Origin of the sequence: Paenibacillus whitsoniae, from assembly GCF_003955665.1 — a bacterium.
GTDB classification, from domain to species: Bacteria; Bacillota; Bacilli; order Paenibacillales; family NBRC-103111; genus Paenibacillus_E; species Paenibacillus_E whitsoniae.
In genome coordinates this window covers 212,081-231,913 of sequence record NZ_RXHU01000015.1, presented here as the reverse complement: position 1 = coordinate 231,913, position 19,833 = coordinate 212,081, and the positions used below count along the sequence as shown (strand labels likewise).

Annotated in this window: 9 protein-coding genes; 8 read left to right on the top strand and 1 reads right to left on the bottom strand. The window is 50.6% G+C overall.

Annotated features, from left to right (window positions below; all coding sequences use genetic code 11):
- The first annotated feature begins 9 nt into the window (after positions 1 to 9).
- From EJQ19_RS05600 to EJQ19_RS05570, 7 genes are all read left to right on the top strand, one after another.
- Positions 10 to 1,053, top strand: coding sequence for a Gfo/Idh/MocA family protein (locus tag EJQ19_RS05600; protein ID WP_126140208.1), 1,044 nt, complete (start codon positions 10 to 12; stop codon positions 1,051 to 1,053).
- A gap of 231 nt (positions 1,054 to 1,284) precedes the next feature.
- A complete protein-coding gene (locus tag EJQ19_RS05595; protein ID WP_126140207.1) occupies positions 1,285 to 2,196 on the top strand; it encodes an ABC transporter permease in 912 nt (303 codons plus the stop codon).
- A gap of 13 nt (positions 2,197 to 2,209) precedes the next feature.
- Entirely contained in the window at positions 2,210 to 3,070 is an 861-nt protein-coding gene (locus tag EJQ19_RS05590; protein ID WP_126140206.1) for a carbohydrate ABC transporter permease, read from the top strand.
- 53 nt (positions 3,071 to 3,123) lie between these two features.
- Entirely contained in the window at positions 3,124 to 4,677 is a 1,554-nt protein-coding gene (locus tag EJQ19_RS05585; protein ID WP_126140205.1) for a type 2 periplasmic-binding domain-containing protein, read from the top strand.
- A 117-nt stretch (positions 4,678 to 4,794) separates the two neighbouring features.
- Entirely contained in the window at positions 4,795 to 9,504 is a 4,710-nt protein-coding gene (locus EJQ19_RS05580) for an Ig-like domain-containing protein (RefSeq protein ID WP_126140204.1), read from the top strand.
- A gap of 183 nt (positions 9,505 to 9,687) precedes the next feature.
- Entirely contained in the window at positions 9,688 to 11,943 is a 2,256-nt protein-coding gene (locus tag EJQ19_RS05575) for a helix-turn-helix transcriptional regulator (protein WP_126140203.1), read from the top strand.
- Between the two features lie 124 nt (positions 11,944 to 12,067).
- Positions 12,068 to 12,991 (top strand): polysaccharide deacetylase family protein, encoded by a 924-nt coding sequence (locus EJQ19_RS05570; protein ID WP_126140202.1) that lies wholly within the window; start codon positions 12,068 to 12,070, stop codon positions 12,989 to 12,991.
- A gap of 48 nt (positions 12,992 to 13,039) precedes the next feature.
- Here EJQ19_RS05570 and EJQ19_RS05565 read toward each other — a convergent pair whose 3' ends face one another.
- Positions 13,040 to 14,398, bottom strand: a complete 1,359-nt coding sequence (locus tag EJQ19_RS05565; protein WP_164716338.1) for an ABC transporter substrate-binding protein — start codon at positions 14,396 to 14,398, stop codon at positions 13,040 to 13,042.
- A 290-nt stretch (positions 14,399 to 14,688) separates the two neighbouring features.
- Here EJQ19_RS05565 and EJQ19_RS05560 point away from each other — a divergent pair, with 290 nt between their 5' ends.
- Complete coding sequence (locus EJQ19_RS05560; protein ID WP_126140200.1) at positions 14,689 to 19,758, top strand: pectinesterase family protein; 5,070 nt, start codon at positions 14,689 to 14,691, stop codon at positions 19,756 to 19,758.
- Positions 19,759 to 19,833: the final 75 nt, after the last annotated feature.

The following is a 19,833-nucleotide window of genomic DNA, read 5'->3' as shown; positions in this document are numbered from 1 at the left end:
GGGAGCGCCATGAAGAGAAGCTTGAAAGTCGGACTCATCGGCTGCGGAGCCATTTCGCAGCGGCGTCATTTGCCGGAATATTTGGCTCACAGCGCGGTTGACATTGTAGCAGTCTGCGATCCCAACCTGGCCAGGGCGCAAGCGATTGCTGATAGTCACGGAATCCCGCATGCTTACGAAACGCACCAGGAATTGCTGCAGCATGAAGGCATTGAGGCGGTTTCCGTTTGTGTGCCGAATCGACTGCACAGTTCGGTATCCATAGAGGCGATGAAGCGGGGGCTTCACGTGCTGGTGGAGAAGCCGATGGCGACGACGCTGGAAGAGGCCCGGATGATGATCGCCACCGCGCGCGAGCAGCAGGTCTTTCTGATGGTGGGCCATAACCAACGATTAATGCCGGTGCACCGCAAAGCGAAGGAACTTTTGCAGAGCGGCAGACTCGGCAAGGTGCTGAGCTTCACCACAACCTTCAGTCATTCGGGGCCGGAGCATTGGAGCGTGGATGGCACCAACAGCTGGTTTTTCAGCCAGGAGCACGCTTTCTCTGGGGCGCTGGGCGATTTAGGCATCCATAAAGTCGATCTGATTCAGTGGCTGCTGGAGGATCGCTTTTGTGAGGTAGGGGCGTTCTGCTCCACGGTACATAAGCGGACGAATGTAGACGATCATGCGATGCTGCTGTTGCGGACGGCGAACGGGGTGGCAGGCTCCTTAACGGCGAGTTGGACCAACTATGCCCAAGAGACGAACGCGACCGTCTTTTATTGTGAGAAAGGGGCCTTGAGCATCGGGACAGATCTGGTGTTCGGCGTCATCGCCCAGTACACGGACGGCTCGCGCGAGTGCTACGAACTGGGTGCTATGCAAACGAATTCGCCGGGGCAGCAGCACGATTCAGGGATTATCCGCCATTTTGTCGATGGAATCTTGTCGGGAGAAGGACATGCCATTACGGGGGAAGACGGCTATTCAGCCCTTCAGGTTATTCTTGCAGGTACGAAATCGCAGGAGCTGAAGCAGGTTGTGGACATCCCGGTGGCCGTATCTTGAGGCTGTAGAGCATTGAAAAGGAAAACCGCCATGGTTGCATGGCGGTTTTTCCCTGTTCAGGGTCCTGCTGACAATGTGCAGCGCTTTGGATAATGCGCTGTTTTTAATGTCGGCTGGGGAGGAGGCAATGACTATAAAAACGAGCCATTTTCAGACCGGCGAGAGGTTGCTATGATCAGGGCGTGAGTTCAGGGATGACAAGTCATTTGCAGGAAAGGAGGGGAAATTCGCATGATCAAGCCAAGCTTATTCCGAAGCGTAGACAAAGGAAAATATGTGCTTCTCATGTTCTTGCCTTGTTTGTTGTACTATATTTTCTTTCAATACGCGCCAATGCTCGGAATCGTCATCAGCTTTAAGAATTACAACTTAGTCAAAGGCATCTGGGCAAGTGAGTGGGTGGGACTCAAATACTACCTCATGTTTCTTCAGGATGGGAACGCGCTTAAGCTGATCCAGAACACGTTCTTATTAGGGGTGTACGCCTTAGTATTTGGTTTTGCGCCGCCGATTCTGCTGGCGCTGCTGCTCAACGAAGTGAAGAATCGGTTGTTCAAACAATTTGTGCAAACGGTCAGCTATTTGCCGCATTTTATTTCCAATGTCGTCGTCGTCGGGATGATTGTCACGTTTCTGACGCCTTCTGGCGGGTTGATTAATCACATCATCCAATCGCTGGGCTATCCGCCGATCAATTTCATGATGGAGCCAGGACTATTTCGAACGATTTATGTCACCTCCGGCGTATGGCAAAACTTTGGCTGGGGATCGATCATCTATCTAGCAGCCTTATCGGCAATCGATCCAACCTTGTATGAAGCAGCGGAAATGGACGGCGCTTCGCGGTGGCGGAAGATGTGGCATGTCACCTTGCCGGGCATTGCGCCTGCGATAGTCACGCTGTTTATTCTCAATGTAGGCAACATTACGCAAGTCGGTTTTGAAAAAGTATTCCTGTTGACGAATCCGATCAATTTGAAAACGGCGGAGATTCTTAGCACCAATGTGTATAAGATGGGGCTTATCGGCGGGCAATATAGCTACGCCTCTGCGGTGGGGTTGTTTGCATCCGTCATTAGTTTGGTGTTTCTTCTGGTCACCAATTACATGAGCCGCAAATTTACGCAAACGAGCCTATGGTAGAAGGGAATTCAGTATGAAGCAAAGAATCACTCTATTTTCTGTCCTCAACTTCTTTCTGATGCTTGGTGTGGTTGTGATCACGCTCTATCCCTTTCTTTACATGCTGGCGGTTTCCTTGAGTGAAAGTACGTTTGTCATGAAAGGCGCGGTGACGTGGTACCCCAAGGGGTTCAATCTGGCTATGTATAAGCTGGTTTTCGATGATCCTCGCATCATGCAAGGTTATCTGAATACCATCCTGTATACGGTGCTGGGAACGGCGATTTCGTTAACGATCACGGCTTTCGGCGCTTATGCGATTACGAAAAAAGAGATGGTGTTTGCCAAAGGGTTTACCATCATGGTGGTCATTACGTTATTCTTCAGCGGTGGGATGATCCCGACCTTTCTTGTCGTGAAATCCTACGGGCTCATGGATACCGTATGGGCTATGGTCCTCCCGAATGCGGTGAATTCCTGGAATCTGCTCGTGATGTGCTCTTTTTTCAGAGGCATCCCGAAGGAATTGGAAGAGTCGGGAAAGATGGACGGCTTGAACGAGATTGGAATTGCCGTACGGATTGTATTCCCAATGTCCAAGGCTGTATTTAGCGCCATTGGCTTGTTTACGGCCGTTGGCCTGTGGAACGATTTCTTTACACCGCTGTTATATCTCAGAGATGTGAACTTGTTCCCGTTATCCGTTGTTTTACGCAATATTATGCTGGCCGGGCAGATGGCTTCTGAGGCCACCAGCTCTCAAGGCGATGCCATTGTTTCCGAGTCGCTGAAATACGCGGTTCTGATGGTATCGACCCTGCCGATTCTGCTGCTGTATCCGTTTGTACAGAAATATTTCGACAAAGGGGTCATGGTAGGCTCGATTAAAGGCTAGTCGCTGCACATACGCTGGTTGACATCAATTGGTTATAAAGGGGACGTTGTTGAATGAAAAAAGCAGGGTTGGTCGCATTGCATATTGCTTTAGCCATTACGGTGCTGGCTGGGTGCACGAACAAATCAGGCACGGAGAGCACGACGCCTGGCAGCAGCGGAAAGCCGCAGTCCAGTCCGGGAAGTACGGCAGAGGCAAGTAAACCCGTCGAAAAGAATACGTTCACGGCGCTGCTGGAGACGAATGCAAGCTGGCCGTACAACAAGGATTGGCCGTTCTGGAAATATCTCGAGGAGAAGACCGGTGCTACGTGGAATGTTCAGCTTCCTTCAGGGAATCTGCAAGATACCACGACGCTGAATGTCGCCTCGGGGTCATTGCCGGATCTTACCTTCGGCTATACGCCGATTGCCAACACGTATGGCATTCAAGGAGTATTCGCCAATATTCTCGACTACACCGATATCATGCCTAATTTTAAAAAGTGGATGGAAAAGTACCCGACGTATGTGAAGGCGTCCTTGGCGTCGGATGGGAAAATGTATGTGTTTCCGAATGAAGGCTACGGTAAAGCCAATGGCATGAGCTGGCTGTATCGGCAGGATATTTTCCAGAAAAATAACTTAAAAACACCAGCCACCTACGATGAGTTTTATCAGGTTTTAAAGCAGCTCAAGCAAACGTACCCGGATTCCACTCCTTTTGTCTTCCGCAACGGCTTAAACATTCTGAGCAACATGGCGCCTGCGTTTGATACGAATGGCGGGTTCTATCTCGACAAGAAAACGAACAAAGCCCAATTCGGTCCGATTGAGCCTAATTACAAGAAGATGGTGGAATATCTGCACAAGTTTTATGCGGAAGGTCTGATTCCGGCTGACTTTCTTACCGTGGACACGAAACGTTGGCAGGACATGATTTCCACGAATAAAAGCTTTGTAACGAACGATTATATCGTTCGGATCGACTTCTTCAACACGCCGATGCGCAAGGAGAATCCGGATTCTACGCTTGCCTTCATGCCGCCTGCTGCGGGCTTCGCGGGAGCGAAGCCGCTGCTGCTGAACACGCAAGCCGTCGATGGCGGGCTGATGGTATCGGCCAAGTCCAAAAAAATTAAAGAAATCATGAAAATGATGGACTTCTTTTACAGTGAAGATGGCAAAACGATGGCAAGCTGGGGCAAAGAAGGCGAAACCTTTACGGTTGAAAATGGGAAAAAGAAATTCAAGCCTGGCTTATTTGCCAATGCGACGGAGTTAGCAAACAAGTACGGCTTGACGACGCTCGGTACGTATACGTGGTTTGATTTTGATGCGTACAAATCCATCATTTCGCCTAGCTTGCAATCGGCTTACGATGAGGCCGACAAGTATATGGATGTGTATAGCCCGCTGCCGAAGAACACGCAGGCGGAGCTGGATACGTTATCCATCACGGGCAAAGCGGTTAACGATGCTTTTCAGGAAAATATATCCAAGTTTATCGTAGGCCAAAGAAGTCTGGCCGAATGGGACCAATATGTAGAAGAACTGAAGAAGCTGGGGCTTCAAAAAACGCTTGATGTGTATCAGGCAGCTTTTGATCGGGCGGAGAAAGCCAAGTAAGCCCCTTTTAGGAAACAGGCAGTTAAGCTCGTAACCCGCATCTGCGTCTTCGCGCAACTGATTCGCGCTCGCTTGCACGATGCGGGTCTTACTCATTTCATAAGGAGAGATGATTGCGTGAGAGCTAAACGTGTACATCCCAATGTATACCGGTTCACTGTGCACTGTCTAATCACAGCCATGGTCGTGTGGCTCCTTCTTCCCATGGGCGGAGTCGTACAGGCGGAGGGCAGTAACCTGGTGTTGAATGCAGGTTTTGAAACGCAACTGGCCGGTGGCAATCCGTCCAATTGGACAATTAAGGAATATGCCGCAGGGCCTGTCGTCACGGTAGACAGCGCTGTTTATCATGAGGGGACACATGCCATTAAGGTGGATGCAGCAGCTGGCGGGCGCAAGAGTCTTGCCCAGACGATCCCTTCTATTACAGCTGGACAATATTACAATATTTCGGCTTGGATACAAACGGAAAATGTGGCCTCCCTGGAAGGAGCGCGTATTCGGATCGGATTTTATGACAATGCCAATGCCTTAATCGGTTCCTTAGTGTACACCTCAGGACTGAAAGGCAGCAACAGTTGGAGCCTTGTGGGGAAAACGCTGCAAGCGCCTGCGGGTTCATCGAAAGTAGCGGTTGAGCTTATGCCGGATACTGGCACGGGTGTGACTTGGTATGACGATGTCAACGTGGTTGCTGTGTATCCGGTTCAGGGCATAACGCTGGATCAGACGTCAGGGGTGATGACTATTGGCCAAAGCTTAGCTTTGCATGCGTCGATCACGCCAACGAATGCGACAAATCAACAAATGACGTGGGCTTCGTCGAATGCGAACGTTGCCACGGTAAATAGCGGGGGGATCGTAACAGCAATCGGGTATGGAACAGCCAGGATTACTGCGACAACGAACGAGGGGGATTTTTGTGCACAATATTATGTGTCTGTAGGGGAGACAGGCGTGAGTGTGAATCAGGTGACGCTAAATACCGATCACCTCACCGGCGCCATCACCGACAAGTTTGAGCTGACGTCCACGGTATCGCCGTTCAATGCTTATGATCAACGCGTCACATGGCTTTCTTCAAATCCTGCCGTTGCGACGGTGGACGACAGCGGCCACGTCGTGGTGGCAGGCCAAGGAACCGCAACGATAACGGTGACTTCGGTAGATGGCAATAAAACCGCATCAACCGTCGTTGAAGGCGGCAATCTGCTGCGAAATGGAAGCTTCGACATGGTGCCGACCGGCGGCTCACTGCCCGAAGGCTGGGGGCTGACGAATTATGCCGCTGGCCCCATAGCCACCGTGGATAGCTCGACGGCCAAGGATGGCGGGAAATCCCTGAAAATTAATGCGGCCGCTGGCGGCAGAATCAGCGTAGCGCGAGAAATTACCTCCATTGTTGCTGGGAGTTATTATAAATTCTCAGGGTGGATCAAGACGGATCATGTGGTTTCAACGGAAGGAGCCCGAGTCCGAATTGGCTTCTATAACAGTTCGAATTCCGTCGTCGGTTCGATGGTGTATGTTGGCGGTCTCCAAGGAACCCAGGACTGGCGGCACGTTGAGAAGATCGTCCAGGCACCGGCCGGAGCTGTGAAAATGCGGATTGAAAACATGCCGGATCTCGGCACGGGGATCTCCTGGTATGACGGCGAAAGCGTCATTCCCTGGGTTTACGTCAGCGGAGTCAGCGTCACCCCCGATCGGTTATTCCTGCAGGTTGGCGGAAGCAGCGTGCTGAACGCGTCGATCGCGCCGGTCAGTGCGAGCAACCAGCAGGTGACATGGACGACTTCGGATGCGAGCGTTGCTAGCATAAGCAACGGCATCGTGACAGCGATCAGCCAAGGTATTGCCGGTGTCACCGCCACGGCTCAAGATGGCGGATTCCGAGCTGCAAGTCTTGTGCGGGTCGGGGGAAATACCGACATCACCGTGCCTGACTACACCGTTACCGCAACGTATGGCGGATCGGTTAACGGGCAGGTTGCGGCTACGGATTCGAGCAGTCATGCGCTCACGTACTCGAAGCTGGCGGAGCCTGATCATGGAACGCTGAAGGTGCAGAGCGATGGCACCTGGACCTATAAAGCCCATCCGGGAAGCGGTGCGTCCGACCGGTTTTATATCGGGGTCACCGATCATCACGGCAGCTCCGCTTATGCAACGGTCAACGTCAGTATACAGCCCTTGGCGACTGCTTTAGCACCTTATGCCAATGTGCACCCGAGTCTATTCCTTGACCAGGCGAAAGTCAACCAACTGAAAACCGCGATTCTGCCAGGCGGAACCCATGCGGACCTGTGGCAGGAAATTAAAGCGAAAGCGGATGCTTTTGTGAGTATCCCGCCTGTGCTAAGTTCCACGGATACCTACGAGGGAGACTCGTGGCAAAGAGACACGGCGGATCATACGATCTATCTGGCCTTGGCCTATCTAATCGACGGAGATAGCAAATATTATACCGCCGCCAAGACGTACGCACTTGCCTCCGTTGGCTACACCTCGTGGGGAAGGGGCGCTCTCCAGAATACGGATCTGGCGGCGGGACATCAATTATTAAGTCTTGCCATCGTCTATGATTGGCTGTATAACGATCTGGATGTGCCGACAAGAAACGCCATTAAACAAACGTTGGAAACGCGCGGCAATGAAATGTATCTCAAGGCAAGCGGACAGCCTTTCGAAGGCGCGACATACAATATCTACTGGACGGAAGCCTACTTGCAGAACCATATGTGGGTAAGTCTGGGCGGACTGACAGCGGCAGGCATTGCGCTTTATGAAACCGGCGGCGATACACTGCCTTGGCTGCAATACACGATAGGCAAATTCGATAACGTCCTGCAGGCTTTGTCGGATGATGGAGCGAGTCAGGAGGGCTACCCGTATTGGCAGTACGGCCTTGAATACTTGTTGAAGTATGGCGAGCTTGCCCAGAAATTTATGGGTGTGGACATCTATACGGACAATACGTGGCTGGAGCAAGCTTCGACATACGCCACCTACATGCAACTGCCGAAGAACAGCTGGAAACCCGACGTCAACCATCTGAATTTTGGCGATGACGCCAATGTGAACTGGTATGGGCCGGATATGTCGCTGCGATTGCTCGCCGGCAAATACGGGGATGGACTCGCGCAAGGGCTCGCAGGCGAGATTGATCGTGCCAATATCGAATCGGACAATGTGAAGTACGGCAATCTGTGGTGGTATGACCCGACCGTGCCGGAAGCTTCGGCAAGCAGCCTGCCGACCTTGCATCTCTTCGATAATCTGGGCATCGTGTCTGCAAGATCCGACTGGTCGGGAGATGAATCCGTCGTCGCGTTCAAAAGCGGCCCATCCATCGGTCATAAAGCGCTCCATATGAACCAGTCGGAAACGTTCGATAACTGGGGCGTGGACCATGTGCATCCCGATGCCAATCATTTTATGATTTTCGGCGAGGGGGAATGGTTAATTCGGGATGATGGGTATGCGGATAAGCGGACGTCCAATCATAATACACTGTTGGTCGATGGAAAAGGACAATTAGGCGAGGGCAGCCAATTTTTGAATAACATCCCTTTGCAAAGTGTGCATGCCGAGCCCAGTATCGTCAAAACCGTGTCAACGGCTGTCTACGACTATATGTTGGGGAATGCGGCGCAAGCATATGACAGTGGGCTTGGTCTTCAGAAATATCAACGCCATCTCCTCTACATGAAGCCGGATATTCTCGTGGTCGTGGACGATATCGAAGTCAATGAGCCGAAAAGTCTGGAGCTGCGGTTTTTCCCGGAAAGCCAGAACATTCAATCGCTGGGCGATGGCAGCTATTTGACAACGAGTGCTACGGCCAATCTCAGATACAAAGAATTGACCGGAACCAACGTGGTCTCCAGTGTGTCCACTGTTCCTTATGTCACCGATGAAAGCAATATGGACCGCCAGGCATTTCGGTTGATCAATACCACGCAAACCCATTGGGTCAATGCGGCAGCCTTTTCCTGGTCGGATGCGGAAAGCATTCCGAAGAACGTCACGCTGTCGCAGCAAGGGGATGTATGGACCTTTGAATCCGAAGGAACCGCGGTGTCGCTGAATCTGGCGACGGCTGCCGTTCAAGAGGTGCCAGGCTCGGGCAGCGGTCAGACAGGCAACGATGCGACATTGGATGCGATCGTATTAAACGGGAAGTTTATTCCAGGCTTTGCGTCGGGCGTCTTTGATTATACGGTGGCGAAGTCTTCGAAGAAGCCGCAGGCTACGGTTTCCGTCATCAAGCATGACAAGTATGCGACCGTGCAGACGGATTGGAGCGGTGCTGCGACGGGAGTCGCCACCATTCATGTGACTTCGGCAAATGGGCTGGTCACGAACACGTATACGCTCACGATTGAGGATTCTTCCTTGTTGACGGTAACCGGAGCAGAAAGCAATGTGCTGAGTACGGATTTTGGCGCGGCCAATGGCGCTGATGACAACATGAACACGATCTGGTCGGCGAAAGCGGATTCCTCACTTGTGACGACGGACAATCCGCAAGGCTATCCGTGGCTGCAGTTGAATCTCGGTGCTGTTCAGAGTGTAAATCAAGTGGATATTGCCTGGTATTTGGGCCATCAACGCCAGGCGACCTTTGATATTCAAGTCTCAACAGACGGCACGATATGGCAAAATGTATATTCGGGCACGAGCAGCGGGACGACGGCTGAATATGAAAGCTATACGTTCCAGGCGGTCAACGCGAAGTACGTGCGGATACTTGGACATGGCACCAATCTAGGGGTCTACACAAGTATCAAAGAGGTTAATCCCTATCGTCCATCAAGTAATTAATCATAAAGATTAACGGTGAAAAGTCACGCTTTTCGATATTTTTCGAGAGCGCGGCTTTTTGTCGTCCATCGATGTGAACATCAGCTAACTTTTGATAGAACAGCACATTTCCTCTTCGGCTCTGCTTGTTCTAAACTCATAGGTAACATGATATAATCTGGGCAACTAGAGGGGGCGCGATGATTGGCCAGTATACGACCTTTTCAAAAGAAGGCAGGTTCTTTATTCTTCAAGCTGTTGATCAGCTTTATTGTTATTATTTTGCTGCCGGTTTCCTTTAACTTTGTTTCGTATGCGTTTTTTCGTTCCAATCTGGAAGGGAAATTGATTGAGAACAACACCGTTGTCACGGATACGACCGTCAAGCATTATGAAGATCAGATCCGCACGATTAAGAACTTTACGTTTACCCAATATTTAAAAGTAAATGCCAGTATTGTCAATTGGAATAAAGTACGTGGCATCGATTATGTGGCGGTTACCCAACTGCGCAACGAACTGCAGGCGTATTTAACGAATCCGTCCTTGTACCTGCACAATATGATTTTCGTGCTGAATCGTCTCGATTTGGCAATTGATAAAGACGGGTCCGCTTCTCTGCATGATATGTTTGATAAGTTCTATGCTAATCCGACCTACAACTACGAATTTTGGCAGCAAGAAATTAGGAGAGACAACGGTTTCACCATGTATCCGTCTTCCGAGTTTTCGCTTAAAGCGATGGATGTGCAAAAAAACAGCCCAAACGTAATGCCGCTTCTATTTAGCAGCGACAATAAGAACATTGCGATCATTGCCCTTTTGGACAACGACAAAATGGTGGAGGAATTTTATAAGAACGCCTCGCCGGGTAATAAACTCTTGATTTTAAATGAAAAGAAGGCCGTGATCTATACTTCCGATCGTTCATTTGCGATATCCCTTCCTTCCTTGGAGTCGAATAAAGGGTACATGAAAGCAGGGGCGCAGTACATCTTTTATCAAAAAGGCGCGCTAAGTGGATTTACTTACGTGAATGTCATTCCAACCGCGAATATTGACTCGCAAATCTCACGATTAAATCTCATTCTGGCTTCCATTCTGGTTGTATCCCTGTTGCTGAGCGTTGCTGCTTCCATTTTTTTTAGCATGCGTCTGAATAACCCGATTCGTAAAATCATAGAATCGATCGGACAGCGGAACACCGCTATTCCGCAGCAAAGTCAAATCAAAGAATTTAACCTAATTAGCGAAAAAATAAATGATTTAATCCGTACGAATCTTGTTATTCACCAGGATTTGGATCGTCAGAGTTCATTGCTAAAACATTACGCCTACACGAATAAATTTAAAAATATTCGCGGTTATGCGAAGGAAGCCAGTATTCCGCCGGATATTGATAAGCCGTTTATTCTGCTCGGTTTTCAGTTGTTGTTCAGATCACGGTTGCAAACCGAAATGGACATCGCACAGGACAAGGCAGCCAACTTATTCAAAGAGTTTATTCATGCGGATTTGACGGGAGCCTTTGAGGAATCGGTCACGTTCCAGATCGAGAACGATATTATTTTATCGCTCATCTTTCTTGAGGAGGAGGGGCCTGCACACGTAGATTTTTTCTTGCGGAGATGGAAGCAGGTATTTGATCTGGACCGGGAGTATTGTCTCGTAACGATTTCAGTTAGCGACAGGTATGGGGACTCTTCTAAATTTTCTGCTGCGTACAATCAGATTCTTCACCTATTACGCGGACGGCGTCCCGGCGACGATACGCAAATTATGACGGAGGTCGTGCCGAAAGATCCGGTATATTTTGATCAAGAAGAGGAGCGCGTGTTTTATGCCAACTTGGACAAGGGCAACGCTTCGGAAATCATTCAGATTGTCAAACGGCGTCTCCACCAGTTGGATCGGAAGGGGGCATCGCTGCAGCATCTGCATGAATATGCCAGAGAAGTCATTCGGAAGGTTCATCTTGCTTCCGGGAAACATATCGGAGGGAGGGAATTTGCCGAGATCTCGCAGACGTCCCCGTACGAGAGTGTGCGCGAATGTTTTACACTGGAGCAAATGGAGCGCTATCTCGAATGGTTTCTGCAAATGGAATTGGCCTTTATTCGCAAGAAGTCTGAGGAATCGGACCCGATCATTGATTTTGCTACGGACTATATCAATTCCCATCTTGGCGACGATATTACGCTGGAGGTCGTAGCCGACAAGCTTGGCATTACAGGGACGTATTTATCGAGCTATTTTAAAAATAAGAAAGGCGTTAACTTCAGTGATTATATCAGCAACGTTCGTATGCGAAAGGCACAAGAATTATTAGCCACGACGGATTTAAAGGTGTTAGATATTGCCTCCATGGTGGGCTATTACAGCGTGAATGCCTTTATTCGCACATTTAAGAAATACACTGGGGTTCCGCCGGGGGAATATCGCAAAGTGAATGCGGATTAGCCCAACAAATAGGCATGTCTAGTTCGTCAAATAAGTTTAGATATCGAACAACTTTTCTACGACATCCTTCGTCAAATATATACAAAATCTAATATGCGCATATTCGTCGAAGGAAGGTCTTACCATGATTGTACGATTTACAATGGAACGCAAGCAGTACTGGATGCTGGGCATTGCTTGCAGCGGAGCCCTAGGCATGATGCTCGTCAATTATTCAGTGACAGGCAGTGTGTTTCCGATCCCGCACATTAGCAAAACCGCCATCAGCGAGAGTGCGGCTTCGCCGCATCCCGACGTGATCGCCGTGCAGAAGCCCAGCATGCCGCAGGAACAGCAGCCGCTGCCTTCTCCCCACGAAGAGCCAGCCGTGAAACATGCCTCACTTGAGCCGCCACCGGCACCTAGTGCTCAGACCAACCAGACTAGCCCAACACCCCCAAGCAAGGTGGCCGGCAGCAAGAAAATTGCATTAACCTTCGACGATGGACCGGATCACAAGTATACGCCTCAAGTTTTGGATATTTTGAAACACAGCGGCGTTAAAGCGACATTTTTTGTAGTCGGCAATCAAGTTAAAAAGTATCCTGATGTGCTTCGCCGCATCTACGCCGAGGGGCATGCGATCGGGAATCACAGCTGGGATCATGCCGACTTGAGCAAGCTGACACCGACTCGGATTGCGCAGGAAATCAAACAGACCGATGATTCGGTGAAAGGGCTGATTGGCGCTGTCCCCAGTATGGTCAGAGCGCCTTATGGCGCAGTATCGCCTGCGGTCAAAAAAGAGGTCGAGCTGACGGGACGTCCGCTGGTCAGTTGGAACGTCGACCCCAAAGACTGGGCCGGCACTTCGGTTTCAGATATTGTGTACAATGTGCAGACCCATGCCAAAGCAGACAGTATCGTGTTGCTGCACAGCTTCGGCGGCAAAGATGGCAAGCTGGACAACACCGTTGAGGCGTTGCCACAGATTATTGCGTTTTTGCAGCAGAATGACTTCCAGATCGTCACCGTTCCTGAATTGACTGAAAGCAAGGAAAGCAAGTAACCGTCATCCGTTTTGGAGAGGGTTACTTGCTCCTATTGGCTGCTTTCGCTATTTCCCTTTATTCGCAGCGTCAAAGTCTGCTTTCGCAGTTTCCAACTGCTTGGCCCACTCGTCAAGCAGTTCTATAGCGTTTATTTTTTTGGCCATGACCTTTTGGATCATCGGCTCCATATTCAGTTGAATATTGGAATAATTTGGAAGGTAGACGGGGTTATCTGTAAATTTCGTTTCCGTGGAGGCCATTAAATCGGCGCCTGTTTTCATGTAAGGTATTTTTTGAATCCAATCTTCTTTCATCGCTGCCGTATTCGGAGGAATTTCCCCGTACAGTTTGCCATAAGCCCCGTTATGATTTTCCACAAAATAGGTCATAAACTTCCAAACAGCGTCCTTGTTTTTGGAACTTTTCAGCATGAGCATCGAGGTTGGCGTGACACCTGGATGCACGTTGTAGCCTTTTACACTCTTAGGGAAGGCAGCCGCACTGAACTTGGACAAGTCGTTAGTAAATGCCTTCTCATGTGCGCTGGCAGATCCGAGATTATGAAAGATCATCCCGACTTTCCCCGATTGGAAGGAAGCCGCCAATTCTGTCCATCCTTTGCCTAAATCATCTTCCGGCGTATAGACGTTGTAACCACCCAGATACTTATCCAGAAATTCCACATGGAGCGGGTCGTTAATGGTCGCTTTGCCGTCTTTGGTGAAATAATTGGTAATCCCTGAATAGGAGTACATCAGCATTTCCAACGTATTCGCACTTCCGGCGCCGCCTCGAATGCCGTAGCCAAATTTGCCTTTCGACTTGTCTGTCAATTTTTTGGCATCATCCAGAAATTGATCCCAGGTCCTCGGTTCAGGCAAGTTCGCTTCCTTTAACCAGTCTGGGCGGTACCACATGATCCAAGGCTGGACACCATAAGGGAGCCCGTAAATTTTGCCGCCTTTCGGATCGGCCGCTTTGATGGAAGCGATCGCGCCAGGGGTAATTTTGTCTTTACCGCTCCATTTGGCGATATAATCATCCAGAGGCTCAAGCACGCCACGCCCTACAAGATCGGAAGTAAAGTTATTGATCAGATCGGGCGCCTGTCCAGCCGAGAGGGCAACATTTACCTTTTGATTGTAAGCGCTTAAATCCCCGGGAACACCTAAGTAATTGATGGTAATGTCCGGGTTTTTGGCCATGAAATCAGTGGTAACGGATTTCCAGAACGCTTCTCGTTCCGGCGTAATCGCCGCTGCCCAGAATTCGATCGTCGTTTTCTTCCCGGGCACGGCAGTCCCGCTCCCGCTGCTCGGTGCGGCACTCGCACCGGTCCCTGTGCTGCCTGCTCCGCAGCCGCTGAGCACCAGGCTTGTCAGGATGACCGAGGTCATGGCGAGTCCCCACGTTTTTTTCTTCAATTGAACCCTCTCCCTTATTTTAAAATAAAACCTCATCCATGGCATAAATCCCTTTGCCTTGTTTAGTGTAAAGAATACCGCTGAAAGATGACATCAGATTCCATTCAAGCTTTGTTTGTTTTTATTAAAACAATCTCGCGCTACCTTACAGCGCTTTCAAAAAATGAATAATAACAAACAAACTTTAAAAGAAAACTTATTTTGAAAGCGATTTATTCAGCGTATTCTGTGTATGAACGTCAAGTTGTGAGAAGAGATTTTCTAATGATAAGAAAAGGGAGTGAAATGATTTGAGAAGGTCTTCAAGGGGAATCATCCTATGGATCTTGTTGCTGGTTGTCTCTTATTGGCCAGGGATGCCGCTGAACAGCGCTTCGGCCGCCGGCCCCATGGCAAGCCAACTCTATGCGCCGACAGAGCTGAGAATGACACCGGCGTCCAACACGGACAATTCCGTCGTGCTTGCCTGGGAAAAGCCCATGTCGTATGCCAATGTAACGAACTATAACATTTATAACAGTGACGGCGTTCTGATTGGAACTACGCCCAGAACGTACTACAAGGTTCAAGGCTTGGCGCCGAATACGGCATACAGCTATACGGTTCGGGCACAGGATGCGAGCGGAATCGAATCGCTGGACAGTAATCGCATTCAAGTGGCAACCAAGCCGGAAGGCGTCAGGCTGAATGTCAAAGATTTCGGCGCAGCAGGCGATGGCATAAGCTTGGATACAATCGCTATACAAGCTGCGCTGGATGCCGCTCCCCCCGGGGGCACGGTGTATTTCCCGGCAGGGAACTATCTGACCGGCGCGTTATTTTTTAATCACAGCAACATCACGGTCTATGTAGATGCAGGCGCACGGATCAAGCCGAGTACGCACAAAGCGGACTTTCTTCCTTTCGTAGCGGCCAGACATGATATTGAGGAGCCGCAATCGTACGCAAGTCTTTTTAATGCCGGAATCATGGATCGCAACAACTATGGCTTCTCCATCAGCGATATTGCCATTATCGGCCCTGGCACAGTGGGGGATGAAGAGAACGGGCTGGCGCTGCGTGAGGAATACGATGCGGAACAACTCGCCAATCCAGGCGTTCATTATGGAGGCGGCAGCCTGATCTCATTGAAAAACGCCAGAAATGTGTATCTGGACGGGCTGCAAATTCGCAATGGCATGATGTGGACCATCGTACCGGTGTATAGCCGAGATATCACCGCTTACGGCATTGATGTGAACACGACGGTTCATAATGGCGACGGGTTCGACCCGAACTCCTCGGAGAATGTGTACATTCTTGCTTCTACGTTCCAGACCGGGGACGACAGCAGCGCAATCAAGTCGGGTAAGGATCAAGAGGGCCGGGATATTGGCAGGCCATCGCGTTTCATCTACTACCGAGGAGATACGTTTAGCGGTGGACACGGCGGCATCGTGCTCGGCAGTGAAATGTCGGGCGGCGTCAGCGATGTATATGCCGAGGACAATATTTTGACACCGATTGATGTGAAAAGTTCGGCCGTGAATGCAGGCTTCAAAATTAAGACAAGCACCACCCGGGGCGGCTATATCCGGAACATTCAGATCCGGGATTCCATTATTAATCGGATCGAGCTCAATTCCAACTACGACAAACTGACGACGCCGGGCGATTATCCATCGGATATCACGAACCTGAGATTCAGCAATCTGAAAAATTCCGACCCGACCAATGCGTCGAATGTGATTTCGTTGACGGGTTCGGCTTCTACGCCGACTTCGGATAATAATCTGAAGAATGTGCAGTTTTCGAATTGTTCTTTTTATCAGGCTCAATTGACGTATACGGAAAATATTTTCTTTAATAATTGCACCTTCACCCAGCCGATCAGCGCGACGAGCAGCAACAACGTCGTTCACGACGGCGATGTGATCTATGATCGTTCGTTTCCCGTGAATGAGGATTTCACCGGGTATAGCGTAGGCGCGCTGCCTTCGGGCTACTGGACGGTGCAATCAGGCTCCAGCTATATTGAAGGCGCTGTCAAAGTGGCAAGTGCGGGTAATCTGGAGCCGAACAGCTTGTACTTCGATGATGAGGGTGCAGGCTACGCCTCCGCTTACCGCACGTTTACAGCGCAAACCGGCGTTGTTACCGCCTCGGCTTATTTTAAATTGCCGTCGCCGCCGAAGCTGACGAACGGAGTGCCGAATGGCACTTACGCAACCGTTGTAACCGGAAGCCACAATTTATTCCAGTTATTGGGTTCCGACGGCAAAATTGCCGTTTCCCTTGCTACCCAGAACAACGGCTCGCTCGCCTATGCCTTCAAAGGCTCGACCGGAGGGACGATTATTCCGACGGTTCCTTTTGATACCTGGTTCCAACTTAAAGCGGTTGTTGATTATCCGAATAAGCGGGTGGACGTGTATTATAACGGCACCAAAGTATTGAGCAGTCAAGCATTCTATGACACAAGCAGTGTACCGAAAGATATCGGCACGTTTAAATCCATCACGCCGAATAACAATACGTCGGTAGCGGCTCAGGCTTTCATCGATAATTTATCCGTAACAGCTCCCGTGGTTGCCGACCAGGGCTATGGCATTAACCTTTCTTCGTTAAACAATGCGAAAAGCATTACGGTCAAAGGAGGCAGCCTGCCGTTCAGCGCCTCGAAAACGTCTGGTTCCACTGCCAGCCCTACATGGGCGGTGTATAATTACGACCTTACGCCGACCACCGCAGCGACGATTGACGCGAACGGTGTGTTGACGGCGCGAGGGAATGGCAATGTCGTTGTGGCAGTATCCATGAATGATGGTACAGCAACCCAAGGATTATTCCCGGTAGCCATTACCGGCCAAGAAAGCTTCTCGGGCTTTAAACCGGTTGCCATCAGCACCGCAGTTGGCGTAGCGCCTGTTCTGCCTGCGGCCGTGTCCGTTATTCGTGACGACGGCTCGATTACGTCCGCTGCTGTGATCTGGGATCTGGTGCCGCCTTCGCGGTATAACCAGGAAGGGACGGTGACCGTTCAAGGTACCGTATCGGGTTACGCTCAAAGGCCGTCCGCCCAGATCCAGGTTGTACCGACAGCGGCAATCGGCTATAAGCCGGTCATTGTCACAACTACAGCGGGAATCGCGCCTGGCTTGCCAAGCAGCGTGGATGTGCAATTGAACAATAACACGACCCAGTCGCTTCCTGTGGTGTGGAGCCCTGTATCGCCAGCCCTTTTCGCTCAGACGAATGTGAAAGGCTTTACGGTTTCCGGTACGGTTCAAGGCCAAACACGCCCTGTGATTGCGCATGTCTCCGTACTCCCTGATCTGGCTTCCGGCGTGAAGCCAATCCTTGTCGCCGCCGATGGCAGCGGGGATTATACAAGCATTCAAGCAGCGGTTAACGCGGTTCCTGATCAGAATCAGCAAAGAGCGATTATTTATATCAAGAATGGCGTGTATTACGAAAAAGTATTGATTCCAGAAAGCAAGCCATACATTTCCTTGATCGGCGAGAGTCAAGCTGGCACGATTCTGACCTATGACGACAATCCGAAGAAGACGCTGCCTGATGGGACGTCGTTAGGGCTTGGGACGTACACGGATTACACGTTGATGATCAAGGGGCATGATTTCAATGCGAAAACGATGACCATCGCGAATTCCTCGGGTTCCGGCGCGGGTCAATCCGTTGCGGTCGATGTGTATGCGGACAAGGCCTATTTTGAATCGTGCAGCATTCTGGGGTACCAGGATACGCTGCTGACGCGCAACCTGACCGATAATGCGGACCCAAGCAATTATGCGAATAATAATACGTTGCAAACCTACCGCTCTTACTACAAAGATTGCTACATTGCGGGCTCCGTTGACTTTATTTTCGGGCCGGGCATTGCGGTATTCGACCAGAGCGAAATTCACTCCCGATTAGCCGGACATGTCACAGCAGCTTCAACGCCAGCCGGACAAAAGTATGGCTACGTGTTCCTGAACAGCACGCTTAGCGGCGAAGCGTTATTAGAGGCGGCTCAAACGGATACCGGGCCTGTTGATCTGGGAAGACCGTGGCGCCCTTATGCGAAAACCGTCTATCTCAATTCGTATTTGGGCAAGCATATCGCCAAGGTGGGCTGGAACAATTTTGGAAAAACGAGCAATGAATCTACGGCCTACTACGGGGAATATCAAAGTACGGGGCCAGGAGCGAATCCGGCTTCACGACTGGCGTGGACACGTCAACTGACGAGCACCGAGGCTCAAAAGTATACGCTTCAGCAAATTTTCAGCGCGTCCAGCCTGATTGGCGGTACCGACGACTGGAATCCGCTGGATGCTTCGCCGGTAACGACTATTGCTTCTCTACCGGCTGTGCAGGTTACAACGTCGGTAGGTGCAGCGCCTGTGCTCCCTTCGGTTATTGATGCGGTGTACACCGATGGGATGATACGGTCGGTACCCGTCGACTGGGCACCTGTTGCGCCAGAGCAGTATGCGCAAAGCGGCAGCTTTACGGTTGCGGGGGCGGTGCAGGGAACTGCCGTTCAAGCGACGGCTATCGTGACTGTTCGGGCGGGCAGTGTATTGACTGGACCGCAGTCGGTAACGGCAGGCCAGCCGTTGGTGCTGAACTACGGATGGTCGGGCGTAACGGAGCAAGTGTACGGGCTTGATCTAACCGTCAACTATCCTTCTGCTCAGCTGCAGTTTGTTTCGGCGAATTCACTCGTTAGCGGTGTATCGGTGATCGATCAATCTACGGCGCCGGGGCTAGTCAGAGTCGTGTTGGCCAGCTCGACGCCGGGTGTTTCCTTGACGGGCAATCTGGCTAACATTGTTCAGCTTCATTTTATGGCGGCTGACGATGCGCTAGGCACGGCTGCAGTAAGTTTATCGTCGGCTGTGATCGCAGACGGAAACGGCCATGAAACAGTTGTGGACGGAACTTCCTATTCCGTGCTGATTAAGGCCTCCGAAGTCACAGCAGATACTACGGCGTTGTCGGCCAAGCTTCAGGAAGCGCAGATCAAGCTCACAGACGCGTCGGTTGGCGAGAGATGGGGGCAATATACGCAGTCAGTTCTGAGTGCGTTGAATGCTGCAACGGCAAGCGCCAGTTCCGTGCTGAATCAGCCCCATGTTTCCCAAACGGTGGTGGATCAAGCGGTCGTCAGTCTGACCCAGGCCATTCAAGTGTTCACAGCCTCTGTGAATACGACTGCAAGTATCGGCGATTTGGGCATTCTTGCTTCCCACTACGGCCTGACGTCGGTTGGAAGCGCTTGGGCGAGTGTCAAACGCTATGACTTCAATCATGACAATCAATTGGATATTGTTGATTTGGCGGCCATGGCGCGAAAAATTATCGGCAACTAGCAAGGCAGTATTTGGCGGGAGCAGCACTGCTGCTCTCGTATCATTGAAATTGTTGAAATTGGAAGGGACGGGGTG

Bases quoted from the DNA above. Each gene is read 5' to 3' on its own strand.
- EJQ19_RS05600 (WP_126140208.1), top strand. From the start codon at position 10: ATGAAGAGAAGCTTGAAAGTCGGACTCATCGGCTGCGGAGCCATTTCG.
- EJQ19_RS05595 (WP_126140207.1), top strand. From the start codon at position 1,285: ATGATCAAGCCAAGCTTATTCCGAAGCGTAGACAAAGGAAAATATGTG.
- EJQ19_RS05585 (WP_126140205.1), top strand. From the start codon at position 3,124: ATGAAAAAAGCAGGGTTGGTCGCATTGCATATTGCTTTAGCCATTACG.
- EJQ19_RS05590 (WP_126140206.1), top strand. From the start codon at position 2,210: ATGAAGCAAAGAATCACTCTATTTTCTGTCCTCAACTTCTTTCTGATG.
- EJQ19_RS05570 (WP_126140202.1), top strand. From the start codon at position 12,068: ATGATTGTACGATTTACAATGGAACGCAAGCAGTACTGGATGCTGGGC.